The sequence below is a fragment of the Neobacillus sp. BP17 genome, assembly GCF_059579525.1.
In genome coordinates this window covers 1556799-1577786 of sequence record NZ_CM184198.1, presented here as the reverse complement: position 1 = coordinate 1577786, position 20988 = coordinate 1556799, and the positions used below count along the sequence as shown (strand labels likewise).

General features: G+C 37.6%; 23 protein-coding genes. 5 read left to right on the top strand and 18 right to left on the bottom strand.

From position 1 onward, the window contains the following. Window positions 1-170: 170 nt before the first annotated feature. The 3 genes from AC4QJR_RS07595 to AC4QJR_RS07585 all read right to left on the bottom strand — a co-directional run bounded on the left by AC4QJR_RS07595 (window position 171) and on the right by AC4QJR_RS07585 (window position 2264). Window positions 171-365, bottom strand: a complete 195-nt coding sequence (locus AC4QJR_RS07595; protein WP_098572509.1) for an IDEAL domain-containing protein — start codon at window positions 363-365, stop codon at window positions 171-173. Between the two features lie 155 nt (window positions 366-520). After that, window positions 521-1363: an ABC transporter permease subunit gene (locus tag AC4QJR_RS07590; RefSeq protein WP_496525803.1), complete on the bottom strand. Its 843-nt coding sequence runs from the start codon at window positions 1361-1363 to the stop codon at window positions 521-523. After that, window positions 1356-2264 carry an ABC transporter ATP-binding protein gene (locus tag AC4QJR_RS07585; protein ID WP_180230025.1) on the bottom strand — a complete coding sequence of 303 codons (909 nt, stop codon included), beginning with the start codon at window positions 2262-2264 and terminating at the stop codon, window positions 1356-1358. The genes AC4QJR_RS07590 and AC4QJR_RS07585 overlap by 8 nt, the downstream gene beginning before the upstream one ends. A 270-nt stretch (window positions 2265-2534) precedes the next feature. Here AC4QJR_RS07585 and AC4QJR_RS07580 point away from each other — a divergent pair, with 270 nt between their 5' ends. Beyond that, window positions 2535-3383, top strand: a complete 849-nt coding sequence (locus tag AC4QJR_RS07580) for an alpha/beta fold hydrolase (protein WP_496526635.1) — start codon at window positions 2535-2537, stop codon at window positions 3381-3383. 81 nt (window positions 3384-3464) lie between these two features. On the opposite strand, the gene AC4QJR_RS07575 is transcribed toward AC4QJR_RS07580, so the two are convergent. Continuing rightward, window positions 3465-4064 carry a response regulator gene (locus AC4QJR_RS07575; protein WP_496525802.1) on the bottom strand — a complete coding sequence of 200 codons (600 nt, stop codon included), beginning with the start codon at window positions 4062-4064 and terminating at the stop codon, window positions 3465-3467. Continuing rightward, the gene (locus tag AC4QJR_RS07570) at window positions 4057-5199 is read right to left on the bottom strand and encodes a sensor histidine kinase (RefSeq protein ID WP_496525801.1); all 1143 of its coding nucleotides are present in this window, start codon (window positions 5197-5199) and stop codon (window positions 4057-4059) included. Before AC4QJR_RS07570 ends, AC4QJR_RS07575 begins: the two co-directional genes overlap by 8 nt. 273 nt (window positions 5200-5472) lie before the next feature. Between AC4QJR_RS07570 and AC4QJR_RS07565 the strand changes: the two genes are divergently transcribed. Then, complete coding sequence (locus AC4QJR_RS07565; RefSeq protein ID WP_496525800.1) at window positions 5473-6255, top strand: alpha/beta fold hydrolase; 783 nt, start codon at window positions 5473-5475, stop codon at window positions 6253-6255. A gap of 68 nt (window positions 6256-6323) precedes the next feature. Here the strand turns inward: AC4QJR_RS07565 and AC4QJR_RS07560 are convergent, their stop codons facing one another. From AC4QJR_RS07560 to AC4QJR_RS07545, 4 genes are read right to left on the bottom strand one after another with little or no spacing between them, the layout of a single operon-like run. Then, on the bottom strand, window positions 6324-7394 hold the full coding sequence (locus AC4QJR_RS07560; protein ID WP_496525799.1) for an alpha/beta fold hydrolase: 1071 nt from the start codon (window positions 7392-7394) through the stop codon (window positions 6324-6326). Window positions 7395-7413: 19 nt separating this feature from the next. Further along, window positions 7414-7980: a polyhydroxyalkanoate biosynthesis repressor PhaR gene (locus AC4QJR_RS07555; protein ID WP_496525798.1), complete on the bottom strand. Its 567-nt coding sequence runs from the start codon at window positions 7978-7980 to the stop codon at window positions 7414-7416. Window positions 7981-8002: 22 nt separating this feature from the next. Further along, window positions 8003-8626: a polyhydroxyalkanoic acid inclusion protein PhaP gene (phaP, locus tag AC4QJR_RS07550; protein WP_496525797.1), complete on the bottom strand. Its 624-nt coding sequence runs from the start codon at window positions 8624-8626 to the stop codon at window positions 8003-8005. After that, complete coding sequence (locus AC4QJR_RS07545; protein ID WP_375376794.1) at window positions 8616-9083, bottom strand: hypothetical protein; 468 nt, start codon at window positions 9081-9083, stop codon at window positions 8616-8618. Before AC4QJR_RS07545 ends, phaP begins: the two co-directional genes overlap by 11 nt. Before the next feature lie 534 nt (window positions 9084-9617). Between AC4QJR_RS07545 and AC4QJR_RS07540 the strand changes: the two genes are divergently transcribed. Then, complete coding sequence (locus AC4QJR_RS07540; protein ID WP_496525796.1) at window positions 9618-10397, top strand: alpha/beta fold hydrolase; 780 nt, start codon at window positions 9618-9620, stop codon at window positions 10395-10397. A 93-nt stretch (window positions 10398-10490) separates the two neighbouring features. Further along, window positions 10491-11294 carry an alpha/beta fold hydrolase gene (locus AC4QJR_RS07535; protein ID WP_496525795.1) on the top strand — a complete coding sequence of 268 codons (804 nt, stop codon included), beginning with the start codon at window positions 10491-10493 and terminating at the stop codon, window positions 11292-11294. Between the two features lie 104 nt (window positions 11295-11398). Here AC4QJR_RS07535 and AC4QJR_RS07530 read toward each other — a convergent pair whose 3' ends face one another. The 7 genes from AC4QJR_RS07530 to yknW all read right to left on the bottom strand — a co-directional run bounded on the left by AC4QJR_RS07530 (window position 11399) and on the right by yknW (window position 18161). Then, window positions 11399-11992, bottom strand: coding sequence for a YitT family protein (locus tag AC4QJR_RS07530; protein ID WP_496525794.1), 594 nt, complete (start codon window positions 11990-11992; stop codon window positions 11399-11401). Window positions 11993-12187: 195 nt separating this feature from the next. Further along, window positions 12188-13069 (bottom strand): GNAT family N-acetyltransferase, encoded by an 882-nt coding sequence (locus AC4QJR_RS07525; RefSeq protein ID WP_496525793.1) that lies wholly within the window; start codon window positions 13067-13069, stop codon window positions 12188-12190. A 65-nt stretch (window positions 13070-13134) separates the two neighbouring features. Then, window positions 13135-14301, bottom strand: coding sequence for a tryptophan synthase subunit beta (trpB, locus tag AC4QJR_RS07520; RefSeq protein WP_496526634.1), 1167 nt, complete (start codon window positions 14299-14301; stop codon window positions 13135-13137). Between the two features lie 179 nt (window positions 14302-14480). Beyond that, entirely contained in the window at window positions 14481-15674 is a 1194-nt protein-coding gene (locus tag AC4QJR_RS07515; RefSeq protein ID WP_496525792.1) for an ABC transporter permease, read from the bottom strand. Then, complete coding sequence (locus tag AC4QJR_RS07510; RefSeq protein ID WP_251456402.1) at window positions 15671-16363, bottom strand: ABC transporter ATP-binding protein; 693 nt, start codon at window positions 16361-16363, stop codon at window positions 15671-15673. The genes AC4QJR_RS07515 and AC4QJR_RS07510 overlap by 4 nt, the downstream gene beginning before the upstream one ends. Further along, on the bottom strand, window positions 16360-17481 hold the full coding sequence (locus AC4QJR_RS07505; protein ID WP_496525791.1) for an efflux RND transporter periplasmic adaptor subunit: 1122 nt from the start codon (window positions 17479-17481) through the stop codon (window positions 16360-16362). Before AC4QJR_RS07505 ends, AC4QJR_RS07510 begins: the two co-directional genes overlap by 4 nt. Then, window positions 17481-18161, bottom strand: a complete 681-nt coding sequence (gene yknW / locus AC4QJR_RS07500; protein WP_496525790.1) for a YknW family membrane protein — start codon at window positions 18159-18161, stop codon at window positions 17481-17483. The genes AC4QJR_RS07505 and yknW overlap by 1 nt, the downstream gene beginning before the upstream one ends. 371 nt (window positions 18162-18532) lie before the next feature. Here yknW and AC4QJR_RS07495 point away from each other — a divergent pair, with 371 nt between their 5' ends. Then, window positions 18533-19633 carry an AI-2E family transporter gene (locus AC4QJR_RS07495; RefSeq protein WP_251456410.1) on the top strand — a complete coding sequence of 367 codons (1101 nt, stop codon included), beginning with the start codon at window positions 18533-18535 and terminating at the stop codon, window positions 19631-19633. Window positions 19634-19725: 92 nt separating this feature from the next. Here the strand turns inward: AC4QJR_RS07495 and AC4QJR_RS07490 are convergent, their stop codons facing one another. Both AC4QJR_RS07490 and AC4QJR_RS07485 read right to left on the bottom strand, forming a co-directional pair. Then, window positions 19726-20283, bottom strand: a complete 558-nt coding sequence (locus AC4QJR_RS07490) for a hypothetical protein (RefSeq protein ID WP_496525789.1) — start codon at window positions 20281-20283, stop codon at window positions 19726-19728. A gap of 2 nt (window positions 20284-20285) precedes the next feature. Next, the gene (locus tag AC4QJR_RS07485) at window positions 20286-20918 is read right to left on the bottom strand and encodes an SCO family protein (protein ID WP_496525788.1); all 633 of its coding nucleotides are present in this window, start codon (window positions 20916-20918) and stop codon (window positions 20286-20288) included. Window positions 20919-20988 lie beyond the last annotated feature (70 nt).

The window sequence follows — 20988 nt, the reverse complement described above, 5'->3', positions numbered from 1 at the left end:
GAATCCCCGAATAAAGGAACCTATCCCATTGGATAAGTTCCTAGTTTTTTTGAATCATTTATAAAATTAGATTATTGCTAATGACATTCATTTATATGTAAACAGAAAGAATCCCATCCATATATTGGATAGGCTTCTTTTTAGAATAATAGGATCCGTTAATCGATAACTTAAGAAATCTTTTTTAGCTCTTCTGTTAATTTTAGGAATAGTTCCTTATCCCCGTTTAGTAATGTGTGGTCGATTTCCTTGCGGATTTTCTCCCGTCTAAATTCTAGCAGGGCATTTTTTAGAAACATTTCTGCAACAACAGCATCTGTATTCTCATCCGAATGTTGTGGTGAATTAAGTAATTTCTTTTCCATGGAAATCAACTCCTTACGTTTTTTCTAATTATACAGTTAATTTTCTAAAAATTCAAACACTTTATTCAAAAAAAACAAAAAATTTTTCACAAAAAAGATTGGTGTCAGGCACCACACGAAGACACTTGTTCATCCCAGGAAGACAAATGCTGATTTTAGTGAATTTGGCTTTCAAAAAGGGTGTTTCTCTGGTTAAATTTGGTGATGATTTTAAGTAGGATTCCATTAGCAACCAGTAAACCAACTCCAATTAAGAATAAGGTTAGTGGACTTAGGAAGAAAAGCCCACTAACTTGGCTGATAATAAGGCCGACGACAGGTAACACCATAATACCGCCAAATTGTTGTGCTTCCTGAAAAGATTTTACTCTGGCGGAAACCAGCACATTCAAAACAATATTAAAAATTACTAAGGCTGGGATCACCCAAAACATTAAAAGTAACCAGGTTGAATTCATAAATAAAATTTCATTAAAAATTCGATGAGTAATTAGATTTACAATCACGGCATTTAGTAAAAAAGCTGCAAACGTTATGGCGATTGTAGGGATGAAGGATGCAATTACCTTGCCAAAAAACAATTCAGAAACTGTGATCGGAGCAAATAATAATGTTTCCAATGTATTTCTCTCCTTCTCCCCTGCAAAGCTGTTCGAAGAAGTAACCATAGAATTGATAATAGCAGACATTAAGAAAAACGGGATGATCATAAAGTTTAAGAAATAATAAACCGATTTGTAACCAAGTGTGGGAAGCGCAGATAGTGTATTTCTTAACTCTTCATTCGGAAAGTTCTTAATGATGGCATTGATTGGTTTTTCTAAATCCTTTGAGGATTCCCCAATTAATTCTGTATTTAAACCAACATACGCAAATATTGCTGGGAGTAAAACGCATAGAAATAAAGGTAGGATTATCATTGGTACCCATATCTTTTTGGAAGAAAAAGTATTCTTAATATCTTTTTGAGCGACGGTAGCAATAATGTTCTTATTCATGCTTTTCACCCCTTATTTTAAAATATAAAGACTCCAAACTTCTATTAGTAATTTCACACGAATGAATCCACGTTTCGCTTAAAATACTCTTAAGTAGAGCTGGTATTTCATTTTTTGAGGGAAGATTAAACTCAATATTATGCCGATCTTTTCTAATGTAAGCAAAGCCCCTATATGTCTTAGAGTCGATTGGTAAGAGACCAGTTTCAACCAATAAAGTAACATTCGTCAAATATCGATCCTCTAATTCACTTCTAGTTCCCTTCTCAACGATTTGACCATCCTTTAAAAATAGGAAGGTGTCACAAATAGTTTCCAGTTGGTGCAGAACATGTGAACAGATTACAATCGTGACCTTTTCTTCCTTATTTACTTTTTTTAGGTAATGAATCACATCGTTTATCCCTTCAGGGTCTAACCCATTTGTAGGCTCATCCAAGAACAAAAGCGTAGGTTTATGTAGCAAGGCCTTTGCTAGGGTAATTCTTTTTTTCATCCCCGTTGAAAACGTGCCCACCAAATGGTCCTTCTTTTCAATCATTTCAAATTGCTCAAGTAGATGAGTGATACGCTTGGGGTCATAGGCATTATAGATTTTAGAAAAGAAGACCAAATTATCCCAGGCACTCATGTCATGGTACAGGGCGGCACTCTCCGTTACAATCCCCGCCCTCTTTCTAATTTCATCACCCTCTGTTTGAGGGTCATATCCCATTACCCTCATCTTACCGCTCGTAGCATTAATTACTCCATTTAACAAACGAATCATTGTTGTCTTTCCAGCCCCATTTGGTCCAAGCAGACCAATAATACTACCTTCCTTAATCGCGAAAGAAACACCCTTTAAAATATCACGCCCATTAAACGCCTTATCCACATCAAACGCTTCAATAATTGACAACCTACATTCCCCCCAAATTTGGTGTCAGGCACCGCAAAAAGACACTCTCTCAAGTTTTCCACGACGGATGGACACTTCGCCAAAAATAACCATTTTTATTAAATTTTATCAGATTCTTATGGGAGGTTTGTACTGTTATTTTGAAATTTATATAAATTGCTGATATTAATGGGTTTTTATTTTTAGGATATATATTTTTTGGGTATGTACAGATATTTAGGGAACATTATACTCATCTATTTTATTAACAAGAGTAGGTGAGAGATCTTGATGGAACAAACCGTCTTGGCAGGTTATCAACCAGTAAATAACATTAATGTTTATTACGAGTTTTATCCTAATCACACATCTGAAAAAACGTTTGTTTTATTACATGGCTTCCTTTCTTCCACCTTCACATTTCGCCATTTAATTTCTTTATTGAAAAAGGAGTACCAGGTTCTATCTATTGATCTTCCCCCCTTTGGGAAAAGCGCTAAATGTAACCGCTATGTATATTCTTACAAAAATTTAGCCGATACAGTAATCCAGCTTACAGAATCATTAGGGCTTAAAAAAATGACGTTTATTGGTCATTCTATGGGAGGACAAATTGTTTTAAATATCCTCCATATGATGCCAGGACTTGCGGACAAAGCTATTCTTCTCTGCAGTTCAGCTTATCTCAAGCGTTCAAAATTGCCTTTGATTATTACAAGTTACCTACCCTATTTCCATCTTTTCGTAAAATATTGGTTTGCACGGACAGGGGTCAAGAAGAATCTTCAGGACGCACTTTATAATCACGCCATTATTAATGACGAAATGATTAACGGTTACTTACAACCATTTTTAACAGATGAAATTTTTGTAGCTCTTACAAGAATGATTCGTGATCGCGAAGGAGACTTGCCTGCCCAAATTCTTAACCAAATAAAAACACCTTGTTTATTACTATGGGGGGATCATGATAAATCAATGCCCCTTAATATTGGTGAGAAGTTAAACAAGGATTTAACTAATTCAGAGCTCATTGTTTTAAAAGATTCTGGACACGCCCTTCCTGAAGAACGTCCTAGGGAAGTTTTTGATTATATTAAAGGTTTTATTGATAAGTACCATACGGCAGCTGAAGCCTAGTTGCTTTTTCCTAATGGATTGGATTTGGTCTACTATGAAGAAACAAAAAATGAACGGTGCCTGACACCGTTCATTGACTACTTATTTAAACCAGCCTTTTTCTTTGGATTGAGTAATCGCCTCGATACGGTTTTTTACTTCAAGTTTATCGAGGATAATTGAAATATAGTTTCTAACCGTTCCAGTCTTGATACTTAGCTCTTCTGCGATTTCCTTTGTATTTTTACCATCTGCAACGAGCTCCAACACTTCTTTTTCTCTGTCTGTTAATGGATTTTCCTCCCCATACACATCATCCATAAGTTCTGGTGCATAAATTCTCCTTCCTGACATTACACTACGGATTGAACTTGCCAACTCTTCACTCGGACTGTCTTTTAACAAATATCCGTTCACTCCTGCTTTCAACGCACGTTGGAAGTAACCGGTTCTGGCAAAAGTAGTTAATATGATTACTTTACAGCCTAGACCTTTTAGTTCTTCTGCAGCATCTAGACCACTCTTACCTGGCATTTCGATATCCATAATACAGACATCAGGATGGAATTTTTTCACCAATAACACGGCCTCTTCGCCGTTTGAAGCCTTTCCAACCACTTCCATGTCGTCTTCCAAGTTAAGAAGTGAACCAAAAGCGCCTAATAGCATTTGCTGATCCTCAGCAATCACGATTTTAATCATTTTTCTCCTCCTTTTCCATCCTTGGTTTAACATCATTTGGTACTTTTATGATCAATGTGGTTCCTTCTTTGGTTATCATTTCTAGACTCCCATTAATAAATTCCAAGCGCTCTTTCATGCCAATCAGCCCATGGCAGCCTTGCATCGACTCTTTCTCCCCCTTAAATACTCCATCATCGCGAATGGTCATTACCAATTCCTGCATTGATTGAATAATGGATATGAAGCAAGATTTCGCACCACTGTGTTTGACAACATTATTTACAGCTTCCTTCATACACATGCTGAGAATGTTCTCTGTAAACAGAGTAACTTTTGATGGAGTAAAATCTCCTTCACTGCTAAAATTAATTTCAGCCGCGTGAAGGATTTGTTCTACACGAGTAATTTCGTCTCTTAGTCGGATTCCACGCATCGATGACACCATCTTACGTACCTCACTTAATGCTGTTCGGGCTGTTTGCTGAACATCCTTTAATTCATTCCGTGCTTGCTCCGGGTCCTTTGAGATTAACTTTCGGGCCAAATCCGTTTTCAACCCAATAAGTGAGAGCTTTTGTCCAAGGGTATCATGAAGGTCCCGGGCAATCCGCTGCCTTTCCTCTATTTTAACTAACTCTGAAATCCGTTTGTTGGCATCCAGTAACTTTTCTTCCAGTTGACCTCTTTCCTTCCTGTTATGGATGCTAAACGGGAGGAGGATGACACTAATCCAGATGATAATAACAAAGGGTAATTGCTGTAGAAATAATTTTTCTTGCATGACAATACTGAAGTTAATGGATACCGACGTACTAAACAAATGAATAAAATACAACGTTAAAAAAGCAATTCTTTCTTTAATATTGCCGATAAAATATGCAAGAAAAAAAGCAAAGTAAACATAATTGAAAAGACTTGTAGCAGTAATAGAAATACCAATCAGGATCAACGTCCATAGATAGACGGGCCAGCCTTTAGATATAAACGCAATTCTGTAAAGAATAAAGAATAATAATGTGAGTAATATCCCCACTACTATTTCAATGGTTGAGGGGGATTGAAAAATAAAGTAAAACGGTAAAATGCCAAGAACCGTCCAAATATACGGAGCAATTCCATTGTTTTTTTGAAATGTCAGATACTTTTTTATCATAAGGGAACCTCATTTTCAATTAACGTCCTTAATCCTTTTATCATAACTCAAAAATGCCAGGTTGTACTCCAATTCACTCCATTTTAGCTAAAAACTTTCTCTCTTTATACACGATTATCTTTTGAGACAGTTAACTCTGATATCTGTGCATTACATCCATATGTAATATTTCCCCATAATTACATATATAATAAAATAATCGTACTTTTATACCCATTTAGACCATTCAAATATTGGAAATAACAGTTGTTATTATACAACTAGGAGGAATGAATGTTGAGTGAAATATTCAAAAGTTACTCCGGAATTCCTTATTTGCGGTTTGGTGCAGGTGAGCCTTTGGTTTTTATTCACGGTCTAGGTGAAGTAAAGGAGGGCTGGGCAAACCAGTTTGAGTTTGCGAATCAGTATGATTTAATCATCCCTGATTTACGGGGGCATGGAGAGTACACTGCACCAGGGGAGATCTCCATCAAAAACTTTGCCTATGATGTAATTAGTATATTAAAAGAGCTGGGAATTGAAAGTGCACACATATGCGGGTTATCAATGGGGGGAATGGTTGCCCAAGAAATTTATCGTCAAGCTCCTGGAATGTGCCGGTCTTTGATGTTAGTAAGTACTTACCATTATGCTCCAAAGCAATTCGGAACGCTTTTTATTAATTTCAGGAAAGCCTTAGGGGAAATTAAATCACCTGAAATGGTCACAGAAAGATCTGCAAAGGTTTGTCTTTATTCATGGAGTAAAGAAAATATCGAGACCTTCACTAAATTTTACAAGCCAAACCGTGAATTCTTTTTTAAATCAATGGAGGCTTGTTTACAAGTAAATAACATAACATTACTCCCACAGATAAAAGTGCCAACGCTAATTATAGGCGGGCAGTACGATTCTGTTATACCCGTTTGGGTTCAGTTCCTAATGCATAAACAAATTAGACACTCAGAATTTGTCATCTTCAGGAACACCGGCCATGTTGCTAAATTAGAGGCAAAGGATGAATTCAATAAAGTTCTGAGGACATTTTTAAACAAACATAAAAGAGCAAGTTAGGAGTGAGGAAACCTCTCTCCTCTCCTAACCTGCCCTACTGAAATATATCTGTTTATTCCAATCTATATTTAAAAAAGACGATTGGAACGACTAGACGCCCATTGATCAACAATTTCTGCAAATAAACCAGATAATGCAAGACCAACATGCCCTGATTCAACGCAAACATACGTTTTGTCTTCACTCGATACTAAATCCATAATTGGTTTACTTTGCTCTTCTAAAACTAAATTGTCTCTAGACCCTGAAACTACGAATAGATTGGCACGAATATTTTTCAAATCCGCAGCCTTTTTCCCAACCATCAACTCCCCTTTAACCAGCTTGTTACCTATAATCAATTCATTGACAAATTGTTTATAGGCTTCACCAGCAAAAGGCACTTGATCCTGTGTCCATTTATTCATCCGGCGCCATTTTTCAACATAACGGGAATCGTGGGCCCGATTTAAAAGCATGGTATAATTGGTAAAATAGATTGGTGATCCAATGGCTCTAAACATCAATTCCACATATTTAGGGGGAACAACCCCATAAACATCCAGAAAATGATCGATATTAATATCTCCATTTTGGAGACCTTCCACCCATTTTTCCGGCCCTACAAACGTACTGAAATCAATAGGAACCGTGGCTACGATTAAATTTTTTATTGGTTCCTCGGCTACAGATGCGTAGATAGAGGCAATCGTACCGCCTAAACAGTATCCAACGAGTGAAATTTCCTCCGCTTCAGAATGGCGAAGCGCCCGCTTAACAGCCGTTTTTAAATATTTCTCGACATACGTATCGATACCAATCTTTTTGTCTTCATAGCCTGGTGTACCCCAATCCAATAAATACACTTCATAGCCCATTTCAGTTAAGCTTTTTATCACACTTTTCTTAGGATCAATATCTAAAATGTATGGTTTATTAAAAAGCGAATACACAAAAAATAATGGAATCTCATACTTTTTCTGTTTGGCAGGGTAATGCCATAAAACTGATTTATTCTTTCTCCATACTTCAGTCCTTGGAGTCTGAGCAACCTTGGGTTCAGGTTCAGATAAAAGTTTTACGACATTCGCCCAACGGTCCATTTCTTTTTGATAATCAAATTCTGGAATGCTCCCCTTGAACGGTGCTTCTGTTCCCAAGCTCCCCCCTCCATTTCATTTATTTCGATGTCTCTGATTCTGCTAATTCTCGCTCCACTTCTTTGTCCTTTTTAAGAAGACCTTTTAATGACTCAAATTCTTCTTTAAAGTTAGTTAATTTCTTTAACTCTAACTTCATTTCTTGGAGTTCGGCCTTTAATTCTTTGGTCTTTATTTGCTCTTTTTTCGTTTTTACTAACTCTGTTTTAAGCTGCTTTGTTAATTTAATGATTTCTTTTGCAATATCCACAACACTCTCGATTTCTCTAGTTTGCGACTTCATGGAATCCTGCAAATCCAAAATTTGTTCCTCAATAGCTTCAATTTTTTCCTCGGCTTGGACCGTTAATGATGCAATATTAGCTATATCATTTTTAGTTGGTAAATTTAGAACACTTGCAAGTGTTTCCTGATTCTTTTTAAATGCCTCAAGATACCGAGAATTAATTTCCGTTCCGGCATTAGACATTTTTATGAAATCCTTGTTAGCCGTCCAATGATTGATAAAATCATTTATCTGTTTTTCCCATAAAAGACTAAGCTCATGAAAGGATTCAACTGGATCGTAAGGTTTTTTACCAGACATTACTCTCACTCCTTTTTAGTCATTATTTGGATTGATCGGTAGAATCCTTCATATAATTCTGAAATGGCAATATCGCAGATTTCACTTGCTTAGAAAACATATTTACAAATACTTTTTGATTTTCATATAAAACATTGCTGGTTTTCTTAACACTCTCAATATATTTTTCTCTGCCATTTTTTCGATAAGCAATATACTGTTCAACGGTTTCTACATATTTTTCTAAGGAATTTAATTGTCCTGTTAATAATGCTTTAGTTGGGGTTAATAATAAATGAGCTGATTTAGTTTGAATGTCCTCAACAACTTTGTTAATTTCTTCATATGATTTCACAGGAAAGAACTGCTGTAGTGGAGTGGTTGTCATAAGTAATTCTTCGCGCACTGCCTCCTCCCACTCTTTCAGTTCCATCCCAAATTGCGTCGAAACGGTGAGGGCATTTTCCTGATTCTTTTTAAGCATTTCCACGTAGTTCTTGACTGCTTCTAAGAAAAGTGTATCTCGTTTATTTAAGCGATTTTCCCAAGCATCTAATTCATTGAATCCTAACTTCCAAAGAAGGTCTAAGCTTGAGGCATCCTGTTCCTCTTCAACCTCTACTTTTTGATTTTCTGATTCTAATACTTTTTCAGTTTTATTCGTCATGTTTTTTCTCCTCCAAATTCAATTCAAATAATTGTTTTAACTCATTTAGCTCTTCTTCCAAGCTTTTTAGTTTACATGCGTGGATTTCCCGTGTTTCCTTTTCCAATACTGCTTGCAAAGCTCCCAATGATTCACGAATCATTTTTAACTTATTCCGGTTCTCTTTCTGTCTTTTATTCATCCAATAGATAGATTCATCCAAAAGATCTAACTTTTCCTCATAATCTACGATTCTTACAGAAATAGCACTTATTTCATCTTTATTTGGAAGTCCAAGCTGATTTAATCTTCTTGTTGCTAATCTTCTGTGAATTTTTAAATGCTTCACATGTGTTTCCATAGCATTTCCAAATGCAATAGTGAATTTTCTGTTATTTGTGTATGCATGGATTCTCTTATTGATTTCTGTTTCTATTTTTTTATAAAAAGAATCTCTGTCTTGATGCATGGACTCCATGTACATCCCTCTTCACTAACTGACCAGTTTCTTCTATTTACTGTACACTGGCAGTTGTCCCACCGTCAACATCTAGTATATGACCATAAACGTAATTAGAAGCTTTGAGGCTAAGAATAGTGCTGGACCTTTTATGTTATTAAAAATAGCTGCAATTGCTTCGAAGGGTTCATCAAAATCATTAATTAGAATAGTAATATAGTTAATATTATTGTAGTAAACTGAGGTTTTGTAAACCTCCCTCTTTCGACAATCTCTACAAAAGTCTTCGTCCCTTTAAAGAGCGAAAAATTAATGTTGTTAAATTAAACAAACGTCTTCAAAACACTCCTTTAGACCGGAGGAAATGCCAAAAATTACCGGAACGTTTTTTAAATAATATTATCTGGTGTCAGGCACCGAAGAAATACATTTGTCCTCCAAAGAAGGACACTAAAATTAGATATGCTTATATTATTCTGAATTTTACAAAAACTCAAACTTTACAAATAGTGGTAATCTACTTTATGATAAATAATAATAGGAGGGGTATATTTGAGTAGAGTTTCTTTTTGTTGCTCTGAGATTCCTTACTTACGTTTTGGTGCTGGTGAACCTTTAGTCTTTATTCATGGTTTAGGAGAGGTAAAGGAGGGCTGGAACAATCAGTTTGAATTTGCGGATCAGTTTGACTTGATTATTCCCGATTTACGCGGGCATGGTGAGCATACCACGGATGAGAAGATATCTATTCCACAGTTGGCCCATGACATTATTACTCTATTAAATGACCTTCAGGTTGAAAGCGCTCATGTTTGCGGCTTATCCATGGGCGGATTGGTAGCCCAGGAAATTTATCGCCAAGCGCCCCAGATGTGTCGATCATTAATGCTAGTAAGCACCTTTCATTTCATCCCTAGACCCTTGGCAAAGTTAATAATAAACTATCGAAAAGTCCGCTCACTATCTACCACCCCAAGTTTACCCACAAAAACAGCTGCACACATTTCACTTAATTCATGGAAGGGTACAGTTTATCAGAACTTTCATAAATTTTACAAACCTAATCATGAGGTTTTTCTAAAATCAGTTAAAGCATGTCTGGAAGTGAATAATTTAAAACTACTTCCTCAAATAAAAGTCCCTACCTTAATCATGGGGTCTCAATATGATTCGGTTATCCCTGTATGGATCCAACTATTAATGCACAAACAAATACGCCACTCTGAATTTGTGATCCTTAGGAATACTGGTCATATTGCCAAATTAGAACAAAAGGAGGCATTTAATAGAGTTATTCGCAACTTTTTAAAGAAACACTCAAAAGTAAGCTAAGGGAGGGATTTGGTCCTCCCTTCTTCCATGTTCTTTCCTTAGTTCAATTATCATATAATTTACCGTTACTTTTAATAAAGGAGGATTGAATTAATGCCAATAGCTACTGGAAATGGGATCAATCTTTATTATGAGGTTCACGGAGAGGGTGAACCATTGCTTTTAATAATGGGGTTATCACTAAATTCAAAATCTTGGTTCAGGACACTCCCTGCTCTCAGTGAGCACTTTAAAGTAATTATTTTTGATAATCGCGGGACAGGTCTTAGCGGCAAACCAAATTCCCCCTATTCAATTGAGCAAATGGCGGAAGATGCTAAATGTGTCTTGGATGCTGCCGGAGTAGAAACAGCCCATGTATACGGCATTTCTATGGGTGGGATGATTGCACAAAGATTATCACTATTGTATCCTTCTAGGGTCCGTTCTCTTGTGTTAGGTTGTACAACCTCTGGGGGTGCAACCCATGTCCAGCCTAGTGCAGAAGTCTCGATGCTAATGCTTTCAAGGGGTTCTGCGGTTGCAACACCAGAAGAAATGGCTTGGGCCACCGCTCCAATCCTATACAGTCAGTCATTTATAGAAAAACAACGTGAATTAGTAGCAGAGGACATACAAAGAAGAATAGAGATACCTGTTCTCCCTTACGCCTATATTCTTCAACTTCAAGCCTGCTTAGCTCACGATACCTCCAACGTGATTAACCAAATCGAATGCCCTGTTTTGGTTATCCATGGAGACGAAGACAAATTAGTTCCCTATCAAAATGGGGTAACCTTAGCTGAGAAAATTCCAAATGCTGAATTTTTGACAATTACCGGTGCTGGCCACATTTATATAACCGAGGCCAACGATTTAGTAAATGAAAGAGTAATAGAATTTTTAAAAAATCAATAATGATAAAAAAATGCCCGTTCGCTAATTGAATGGGCATTTCCTTAAATTTGGCGGATTCTATTTTAAGCTTTTATCTAGGAATTTCATCATCTCGAAATACTCTTCTAAGTAATTTGAATAGATAGATCGATCGTTCGATAAGCTACCAGAAAGGTTGCTAAGGAGTAGATGGCCTCACTTAACCCAAAGATGAAAATGGAACTCCCGAAAATGAATACATTCAATAACAAGATAATTTGTCCGATTGAAAATGAAGAATGTTTACTTAAGAGGATAGCTATCACTTCTGTTCCATCAAAACAGCCACCGAATCGAATCGTTAAGCCGACACCTAGTCCTAAACTTATTCCGCCAAGGACAATTACTAGGAGGGGGTTAGTGGTGAGGACCGGAAGTGAATCGAATATATAGGTTTCAAACGAAAGAATGAGGATGGCAAATATGCTGAGAATAAGAAACCTTCTTCCTAGAAACCGATAGGCAAGGAGGAAAAAAGGTGTGTTTAATACCAACAAAAACAATCCTATTTCTTCTTTTGTAATATGAGCTAGCAGGATACTTATGCCAATGATTCCTCCATCAATCACATGATTTTCCACCAAAAATAATTGTAAGGATAAGGTTACAAGCGTAGCACCAAAAAAAATGAACAATAGCCGTTTATAAAAAGAACATGCCTCTGCTCTGCTTAAATCCATATAAAAGTTCATCCTGTTACTTATCATACTTGTCCCCTTTATCAACCAAATTCCATAGATTATTTGTTTAAATATATTCAATAAACTCGAGAAACATTCTCTAACCCCCAGATATAAAAAAAGAACCGCTAATAGCAAATGGGTAATATGTACTAGCTGTTCTCTAATGGAGTTATCTAATGGTGTCAGGCACCATCATGCCTGTGAAGTAAGCGGGTGTTTGAATTCATTTGGTAACGTGACGTTTGTTTGATTCTTTATAAAAAGGACATTATTGGTTTTATATAGCTGTTTTTCATATCCTAGTTCATGCTGATCGGGATGAAAATGGAAAAAGACTTTACTGCAATCCAGCGGGACAATCGCACTTAACACTGTTTGAAAATTTACCTTTCGAGAACTGACAATATCATAGAGGTGGATACAATCCCCCTCTCTTTGAAAGATCACCAGTGCGTTCTCATTCTCAAGATAGTAGAGGTCCTGGCTAAAAACCATAATACAATAAAACATGAGGAGCTCCTCACAATTTGAAGTTCCGAATACTTCCGACAGAACCTTACGATTCCTCGCTAAATTATAGATGTACTCTAAATCATCTGGATTGCTAACATCTAATTTTCTCATTTTAGAAGACGATGGAGGCATATGATTATAGTCCAATATAAATTGCACTTCATCTCTAGAAGAAAATCCAAATTTCGGGTAAAAGTCCAATACTGTTTGATTGGCAAACAAATAAATCATATCGACATGTTTATATTCGTCTAACACAATCTCCATCAAGCGTCTCGACAATCCCTTATTTCGATAATCAGGGTGTGTCATGACTGTCCCGATTTGGATTGCTTGTTTAATATCCGCATTTACGACCAAGTTTACAAGATTAACGGATACATTAGCTACCACTCTATTATTAACAACAAATGAATACGGCAAATACTTATCTGTCCAATATCCATTTTTGTACCACGTTTCAAACTCTATTCCAAAAGTATCAGTGGCCAATTGATTAAAGCTTTTCCTTAAATACTCATGATCTTTATAACCTTTTATTAATAATAAGTCTTTCAACAAACTGCTCCCCCTAGATAGAAACAAAAAAGGACGAGCCATTTATCGGCTTATCCTTATGTATATTATTATTTTTTCAACATCCTAAACACTTGCTCAACATCCTTATCACCGCGTCCTGATAGGTTAACAATTAGGATATCTTCGTTAGATAATTCTTTCGCAAGCTTAATAGCATATGCGACGGCATGTGAACTTTCTAACGCAGGGATTATTCCCTCCGTCTTGCTTAACAATTGGAATGCCTCTAGGGCCTCTTGCCCAGTCACTGTTACATACTCTGCTCGCCCGCTTGTTTTCAAATGGCTGTGCTCAGGACCAACACCTGGATAATCCAGCCCCGCAGCAATCGAGTACGTTGGTTTAGGCTCCCCGTTTTCATCAAGTAATGTTAAACATTTAAAGCCATGAATCACCGCTGGAATTCCTTCCGTCAAAGTTGGTGCCTCAGCTGGTTCGACCCCAATTAAGCGCACACCTTTTTCGTCAATATAATGGGCAAAAGCGCCAATGGCATTGCTGCCACCTCCAGCACAAGCAATCACCGCTGTCGGCAGTTTTCCTTCTTTTTCAAGTATCTGCTTTTTCGATTCTTCGCTGATAATTGCCTGGAAGTGCTTGACCATGGTCGGATAAGGATGTGGTCCTACAGCCGAACCAAGTAAATAAAAGGTATTTTTATAGTTTTGCACCAAGTCACCCAAGGCTTCATCTACAGCATCCTTTAAACGCCCTTGGCCTTTATCAACTGGAACTACTTTCGCACCTAATAATTCCATTCGGAAGACATTGAGCGCTTGGCGTTCCGTATCAAGTTTACCCATATAAATAATGCATTCCATCCCAAACATGGCACAGGCAGTTGCTGTGGCCACACCATGCTGTCCTGCACCTGTTTCAGCAATAATTCTCTTTGCTCCCATTCGTTTTGCTAAAAGAATCTGGCCAATGGCATTATTAATTTTGTGTGCACCCGTATGGTTTAAATCTTCTCGTTTCAGATATATTTTTGCCCCTTGATTTTGTTTGGTTAAATTTTCTGCAAACGTTAATGGATTTTCTCTACCAATATATTCTTTTAAGTAATACTTGAATTCCGATATAAATTCAGGGTCATCCTTATATCGATTAAATTGCTCTTCTAATTCGTTCATTACCACTTGCAAATCCTCGGGAACAAAACTTCCGCCAAATTCCCCAAAATAACCTTTGCTCTCTACACTAAGTCTCTCCATGCTCATCTCGACTCCTTCTAAACTATTATTCTAAGTCAATCCTACCACGAATTATTATCTGAATATTCCTGTAATTATATTATCACATTACCCATAATCTGCAAACTGATAACTATACGGCAATAACAGGAAAAAGCCTACACCTTCGTGTAGACCCTTGATCTTGTCCTAATCAACCTTTATTCATATCTCAGGGAATCAATCGGGTCAAGCTTAGAAGCCTTGTTTGCAGGAAGTAGTCCAAACACAATCCCAATAACCATTGAGAACAACATCCCACCTACTACCACCTGCCAAGACACTAAGGATGGCCAACCTGCAAAGAAACTAACAATGGTGGACGTTCCCCAGCCAAGCAAAATCCCGAGCATACCTCCTATAAAAGTTAGTGTCATCGATTCAATTAAAAATTGAGTCAGCACTTGTCCTCGGGTAGCTCCAAGCGCCATACGAATCCCGATTTCCCTTGTCCTTTCGGTCACGGATACAAGCATGATATTCATAACACCAATTCCACCAACAAATAATGAGATTCCTGCTATACTCCCGATAATTAATGTCATGATTTTTGTGATTTGTCCTACCCCTTGAGCGATTTCTTCCATATTAATAACTTGGTAGGATTTATCTGTATTATGCAGATTATTTAATAATTTAGCAGCCTTTTTACCTGCGACCTGCAGTTGTTCAGCTGACGATGCTTGCAGGGTTACTTGGGTAAAATCACTGCTACCGTAAATCGTTTTCCAAGTTTGGAAAGGCAGATAAACCTCCATTGACCCAAATGATAGAAGACCAGTTGGTTTCTCTAAAACCCCAATGATTTCAATCGGTTGATTGGCAACCATAACAACCTTTCCAACTGGATTTTTCCCTTTAAATAGTTCCTCTTGCAATTTATTACTGATTAATGCTGCACGGCGGCCGCCAAGAAAATCAGAGGTTGACAAGCTCCTTCCCTTAGCAACTTTCAACTCATTTAATTTTATATAGGCCTGATTAATTCCAGTTGAAGAGGCATCCACGGAATCTTTTTGAAATTTAACAGAAGACAATTGGGTGCTGGAAGCTACGACATTTTTAATTTCGGAAATTTGTTCAAGCGCCCTGATATCTTCTTGTTTGAACGGAGCTTGCTGAAATATATTAGGGTTTGCTCTAATTTCCTCGTCTGAGGGCTGATAAAATAATTCAATCGTATTCCCGGGACCTGTAATTTGTGATTTCAGCATCGCTTCCCCGCCCTGTCCGATGGCTACGACGATAATAACAGCTCCCACCCCAATAATAATCCCAAGCATTGTTAGAATACTCCGCATTTTATGGGCTTTTAGTGAACTTAGTGCCATAATAAGATTTTCCATAAAACTCATCCTGCCGGCCCCCTAACACCATCAAAAGGCGACTGAATCATTCCATCCCTAACCATAATTGTTCTGTTCGCGTATTCAGCCACTTCTGATTCATGGGTAACAATAATAATCGTTACTCCTTCATTATTCAGTTCACTAAATTGTTCCATAATGTCCTTGCTTGTTTTTGAATCAAGGGCACCTGTGGGTTCATCCGCTAGAATAATCTTTGGTGTATTGACAATAGCTCTCGCTATGGCAACACGTTGCTTCTGTCCTCCAGATAGAGCATTAGGCAGATGGTTCATGCGGTCGGCAAGACCTACTTTCATTAATGCCTCTTCTGCACGAGCCTGGCGCTCTTTTTTGGAGATTCCTGCATAAATCATTGGTAATTCAACGTTTTTTAAGGCCGTCAAGCGCGGGAGCAAATGAAACTGCTGAAAGACAAAGCCAATCGATTGATTTCTAACCCTGGCCAATTCCTTGTCATTATAATGAGAGACATTTTCCCCGCCAAGATAATACTCACCCTCTGTCGGTTTATCCAAACAACCAATAATATTCATTAAGGTTGACTTTCCTGAGCCAGATGGACCCATGATGGCAGCAAATTCACCTTTATGAATGGATAGACTAATACCATTTAGGACAGGTACACTTTCTTTTCCCAACAAAAACGATCTTGAGATGGATTCTAGCTGGATCATTTAACGGTCACATCCAACCCATCTTTTAGTTTGTCAGGTCCATTAATGATGACTTTGTCTCCTTTTGTAACACCTTCAACGATTTCAATCTTCTTTCCTGATGTAATGCCAGTTTTGACATTTTGTTTTTGCGCTTTTCCATCCTTTACGAGATATACAAAGGGCTGATCCCCCTCATCAAATAACGCATCGAGCGGCAGGACCATCGCTGTCTTTTTATCTGTTTCTATCTCCATGATGACTTGGAAGCCTGGTTTCAACGTTTTTGTATCACCGGAAATCTTTACTGTGACAGGATACTGCACAGCCTGTGTACCATTTTGCAAACTCGCTTGGTTCTGCTCTGGCAAAATAGATGTCTTCGTGATTTCACCCAGCCACTCTTTGCCCGGCAATGCCTCTGATTTGATGATCACTCTTTGACCCTTGTTAACTTTAAGAGTATCGTATTCGGACAGTAGTCCTGATGCTGTCATCCCTGCTAATTTCCCAATATGTATAATAGGTTCGCTTGTTGCATCAAGTGATGTTGCTGGCTTTTTGGCTGTCAAAACAATTCCAGCCATTGTACTCTTAATCTCTAAATCATCCTGGCGTTTACTAATCAAGTCTTTTTGAAGTTCAGTTTGTTTAAGTTCAATGTTAGCTAGCTCTTTTTCCATCTCCAGCTGTTCAAATTCAGGAGAAAGCTGCTTTTTCGCTTCCTTTTTTCCAACCTGCTCACCTAAGGTCTTTTCTTTGTCTTCAAGTTGCTCCAATTTCTTATCGATTTGGTTTATTTTTAAATTAGCGGATTCGACCGCTAATTTATTCTGCTCAATCTCCAACTCAAGCTGAGGATTTTCTAATTGAGCCAAGACAGCACCTTTCTTGACTGTCTCTCCTTCCTTGACGAGCAGCTTCTTGATTTCCCCTTTGTCTGGTGTCGCATAGACCAGTTGTTCTTGAGGGAGCTTTACTGTTCCAGGAATCATTAATAGAGAGGAGATTTCTTCTTGGCTGATTTCCATGGTCTTAACGGAAGGCCCCTTTGCAAGGACCTGCCGGTAGACACTTACAGAAATCATTATGATAATTAATAAAATTACACTAATGCTAATCCAAATTTTCTTCTTCATTATAGCTTCGGCGCTCCCTGTAAAAGAGTACCGACCAAAGCAAAGCCAATACTAACTACGAAGAAAATCACCGCAATTGTCCATGCCAGCCCTTTAGAAATTTGCGCTGTTTTATGAAGTCCCAAGGCAGTCAAAATAGCAGACCAGATTCCAAATACTTCGATGGAACCTAAAACACCAGCTTTATCCTGATTGAGAAGCCCTGCCAAACTGGTAATATATATTTCTGGATCCCCGCCGATGGCATATCTGATTCCCATATTCAATATAAGTCCTGCTGCACCAATAATCATGATAAAAGTATTCATAGATAATAATTGTTTAAAAGAAACAGTGGAACTAGCAATCTTGACAATCGCTAATTGAATAGCACTGCTCACTAAAACACCAATAATAGGCGTAATGATGCCCGTAACTAATACTGTTACTTTTGTTATGGTTAACACCAAATCAACTTGATCTTCAGGCACTCCCTGAGCAATTAAAGTAGCAGCGTCTAGTGATAGAGCCATAAACGCCATACCAATGGCATAAAGGATACTAATAATAGTTAATGGTACCCAAATTTTCGGACTTTGCTTAATTCGCTCAAACTGCACCCCAGGACTCGTAAACATTCCTAATAACTTAGGACTCTCTTTTTGTATATTTACTTCTGTTTGCAATTCCAAATCCAACACCCCTTCTCTCCTCTTATGTAAATTATTCCATTTAAGTATACGACAAACTAAGCCGAAAGTTTCATTTTTTTAATGTCCCCATCTGGTGCCTGACACCAAAGGTAATACTATTATTTGTCTTCTATTCCAAGTTTTTGATATAATTTTAGTTAAACTAATTGAAAGGCTGTGTTAAACGTTAATGTTGATTTTAGTACTCTGTTGATTGGAGTGGAAGGCGCGAAGACTCCTGCGGGAGTACGGGGCAGGGGAGACCCCGCAGGCGCTGTAAGCGCCGAGGAGGCTCCCCGCAACGCCCGCGGAAAGCGAAGCGCCTGGAACGGAAATCAACAGACAAGTTTAACACAGCCAATTGAAAAAAGGGGAAAATAATGTCAAAAAGAAAATTCCAATATGGGTTAATCCAAATCCTTCTAATATTAACCATCATCTTTGTTTCAACAAAGATTTCATTTTTATTTATGCCGATCGGTATCTTTTTCTCTACTCTTTTTTTCCCAATTCTGATAACCGGATTTCTCTTTTTCTTACTAAATCCAATCGTTAATTTTCTTCAGCGCCAAAAAGTGCCAAGAATTCTTGCCATCCTAATAATTTATGTAGTGTTTATTGGTATTCTTGTTTTAGCGATTGGCAACTTGGTTCCTGCCATCACAGAGCAATTTACCGCACTTGCTAATGCACTTCCTGATTATGCCAACAAAACCTTGCAGTATTTTGATAAGCTTTCACGAAGTTCTGAATTCAAATGGATCATGGAGGAGCAAAATGATCTTTTGGAAACCGGTAAAGAAAAACTGATTGCCTATGCGAATACCTTGCCGGATAGGATCACTGGCGGTATTTCCAATATCCTTGGTGTGTTTGCCAATATTGCTGTCATCCTAGCTACAGTTCCGTTTTTACTGTTCTATATGTTTAAGGACGGACATAAGTTCCCTAAGGCTGTAACTAAATTCCTTCCTGTATCATATCGAGAAGCAGGATTGCTTATGTTGAAAGAGACAGGTGAAACACTTTCCTCCTATATACAAGGGCAAGTTATTGTTGCCCTATCAGTAGGAATACTTGCTTTTATTGGCTACCTGATTATCGATCTGCCATTTGCACTAGTTATGGCCGTAATTGTTGCGTTTACCAACATCATCCCATATGTCGGCCCCATTCTTGGTGGTGCACCCGCTGTGATTGTTGCTTTATTTGATTCACCCACAAAAGCTTTATTAGTTATTTTAATTATTGTGATAGCCCAGCAGGTGGAAGGGAATGTATTATCTCCGCTCATTCTTGGAAAATCACTTGATACCCACCCCGCGACAATCATTATCGTCTTGCTCGCTGCCGGAAATTTAGCTGGTATCTTGGGGATGGTTTTGGCTGTACCGTTTTATGCAGTAGTCAAGACCATTGTTTTAAATGTAATCAAGTTTCTGAAGGCTCGAAAGAGGGCAACCATAACAAACGAACCTTAGGATTCCTTAATAAATATCTAATTCAAAAAACTGTTAGGATCAATGATTCCTAACAGTTTTTTATGTTTTTATGCTGGAAATCACAAAATACATTACTCGTATTTCTTAGGATCGACAAAAGCCTTATAGAGCAAATAAATGACCATACAGATTGCTGTTGTAATAAATCCCCAGCCTAGTGTAATTTGTTCAATAATTAAATAGTTATTACATAATTGCACGGGGGAATATATATATAACCACCCCATTGCGGAAAACATGATAATAAAAAAATAAAAAGTGATATGCTTACCAACAGGTCTAAGTTTTTTCCAGCTATCCCTTAGTGGGATCCCTGCCAATATAGGTAAACTAGTAAATTTAAACACTTCCATACTCTGTAAAGTTAATGCTTCATCCATTGACCTTGGCAGTGTCCAATAAGCGACGATGATGATAAACAATATGATTCCTGGTATTCCATTTCCGTTCCATTTTTCAAAAAATCGTGGGAAACGTAGTTGAAAAATACGGGCAAGGAGAAATCCGGTGAAAATTAACAGCGGCATTTGCATATGCATGTGAATAATCATGACAGATTCCATTAAGTTTGCCACAGGAGGCAGTGCAAGGAATAGGAGGATCAATAAGCCATATAGTGATTGCTTCATAACTATTCCCCCGCTTCCATGTCAAGAATCCCTGTAAGCCTTTTAGCAGCTTCATCCGTTTTTTTGTAGTCTAAAACATCTAGAAGTCTGCCTTTTTTATCAACAATATAAAAAGCTGAATTATGGGCAAAATTACCGTATTCATCGGGAATGACAATCACACCAAATGCTTTTAACAATGCATCTAATTCTGTTTTATTTGCAATTCTTGCCATCCTCCATGTTTCACCGTCACTATTAAAATAGCCTCTATATTTTTCCAACGTGGCTGGGTTATCCCTAGAAGGATCGAAGCTGATACTTAAAAAGACAATATCTTTGCCCATATATTTGCTTGGTACCTTATCATAAACTTTCGACATATTCATTTCTAATTGAGGACAAACCGTTGTACAGGACGTATACAAAAAGGTAATAAATACATATTTGCCTTCAAATTCAGAAATAGAATATTCCCTCCCTTTGCTGTCTTCTAAGGTTACATTAGGGAATTGGGGTTTATCGTCAATTAGTTCTTTTACCCGCGCAGTTTCTGCCGTGAAAGCTGTGAAACCATCTGTTCCGAAATAAAACAATGCACAGCCAAATAAGATAACAAGCAAACATGCAAATGTATGATGTCTATTTTTGATCATGAAGATCACTTCCCACATCTATTTTTTGAAGTGGAAAGAGATAGCCCTAGCCACCCGAGCTATCTCTCTC